This is a genomic window from Azospirillum sp. B506 (genome assembly GCF_000333595.1).
Lineage (GTDB): Bacteria > Pseudomonadota > Alphaproteobacteria > Azospirillales > Azospirillaceae > Azospirillum.
The window spans coordinates 1-1,178 of record NZ_BADK01000309.1; the positions used below are offsets into that span (position 1 = coordinate 1).

Below are 1,178 nucleotides of genomic sequence, written 5' to 3' on the forward strand. Positions count from 1 at the left end.
AAAAGGCCGGGCCGCGCAGCGACCATGCCGCCGTCGAGCCATAGGCTTGCCGACCTTTCCGGCGGGGCATGACCTGTTCGCAGCTTCGGTGCCGCTGCCCTACGCGGCCTTCCGGTCGATGGCGTAGGCCGCCAATGCAGAGATGGCCGTGGCAATCACCTCGCGGACGGCGGGATCGGTGACGATGCCGTCGTCCCCCACCATGCTCCGATGGACCGGGATTTTGGCGCAGGCGTTTTCGGCGATGTCCGCCCCACGAACCCCAGGACCGTCCGCAGCGTCTCGTAGGTTCCTTCTGACCCGCCATAGGCCGACGGGTTGATCCAACTGACGGGAAGCTGGTACAGGCCGCCCTCCACGATCCAGTCCAGCAGGTTTTTGAAGCTTCCCGGAATTGACCCGGCATATTCCGGGGTCGAAAAGAAAACGGCATCCGCCGATCCCAGGGTGGCACGCAGGAACCCCGCCGGCTCGGGAAGCGGATCGTGGTCGTCATCCACGTTGAACAGGGGCAGGGTAGGTTCTATTCTGAAGTGCAACTTTCTTGTAATCACAGGGCTTTACGGGTTTCGAGCGCTGATCGGTAAGCATTATTCGCAGATCGATTTCGCCGAGCGCCGCCGCATCCAGGAGGCGCTTGCGGCGGTATTCTGAGTCGGCGGCCGGCAGCCGACGCACATCGGTTCATTTGCGTTATGCGGCGTCGCATGAACTCGGCGACCTCAGGCGAGTGGGTGCGGGCGCGGGTCAGGGCGATGACGGCGAACGGCATCCACCCACATGGGACATGGAGAGTGGGCGGAGCCGTCCCCCATCAGAGGTCGACGTAATCGATCCGCCGCATCAACTGGGCGATGGATCGCGCGACCGCAGCCACCTTGGGGGGGCACTACACGAAAGTGCGCAGATTGTCCGGGATGTAGGAACGCGGCGCGAACGTGGGCGTGGCTGTGCGTTGGCATCACCAACGGTGGTGACGGAAACGGTCGACCCATGCCCCGGAAACGGCGAAGGCCGCTGGCTGGCTGCCAGCGGCCTCGCTGTCGCGGAATGGTGTTTATCGGACATGACAGACACCCGGCCACCGGCTACACCCGTAACCCCGCTTTCCTGCCCTGGATGCCTGCTTTCATGGTCTCGGACGCTGCTCCCGCCCCCGCCCAGGATCAGGCGCTCGA

The 1,178-nt window shown here is 64.3% G+C and carries 1 protein-coding gene; it reads right to left on the bottom strand.

Features of this window, described 5'->3' with window-relative positions; genetic code table 11:
* Positions 1–155: 155 nt before the first annotated feature.
* Positions 156–554 (bottom strand): NADPH-dependent FMN reductase, encoded by a 399-nt coding sequence (locus I71_RS40985; protein ID WP_375731183.1) that lies wholly within the window; start codon positions 552–554, stop codon positions 156–158.
* Positions 555–1,178 lie beyond the last annotated feature (624 nt).